The sequence below is a fragment of the Aminobacter sp. P4_D5 genome (genome assembly GCF_056401815.1).
Genome location: NZ_JBFUIP010001162.1, coordinates 1 through 568 on the forward strand (window position 1 = coordinate 1; position 568 = coordinate 568).

Annotated in this window: 1 protein-coding gene and 1 pseudogene; both read right to left on the reverse strand. The window is 69.4% G+C overall.

Going from position 1 to position 568, the window contains the following annotated elements; all coding sequences use genetic code 11:
* A pseudogene (locus tag AC1DWF_RS37260) lies at nt 1-180 on the reverse strand (oxidoreductase); the annotation flags it as partial.
* A gap of 26 nt (nt 181-206) precedes the next feature.
* Nucleotides 207-568: SDR family oxidoreductase (locus tag AC1DWF_RS37265; RefSeq protein WP_476843447.1), on the reverse strand; the 362-nt coding region annotated here is incomplete at its 5' end.

The window sequence follows — 568 nt, forward strand, 5'->3', positions numbered from 1 at the left end:
GCGGAGCTCGACCTTGTGCCCGGCGGCATAGTCTGCCGCGCTCTTCACCCGGGCGGCGTTGCGGCCTCGGGTCTCGCGCATGCCGGCGTAGACGATGTGGCCGGCATCGGCGAGGGCGCGGGCGGAGAGGGCGCCGAAGCCGCTGGAGGCGCCCGTAACGACGATGACCTTCTGGTCCATGGCCCTTTACTCCTGAGGTTCGGGGTTCAGACGAGGCCGCCGTTGGCGCGCAGGACCTGGCCGTTGATCCAGCCGCCGTCGGGGCCGACCAGCATCGAGACGATCGCCGCGATGTCTTCCGGCGTGCCGAGGCGCTCCATCGGGTTCATCTTCGCCATGCGGTCGATGAGCTCGGGCGACTTGCCGGTGAGGAAGAGCTCCGTGGCCACGGGCCCCGGCGCCACCGCATTCACCGTGATATCCCGGCCGCGCAGCTCCTTGGCCAGGATCGGCGTGATGCCCTCGATCGCGGCCTTGGTGGCGACATAGACGCCGTAGGTCTCGAGCTTCAGACCCACCACGCTGGTGGAGAAGTTCACGATCCGGCCGCCGTCGCGCAGCTTGCGAG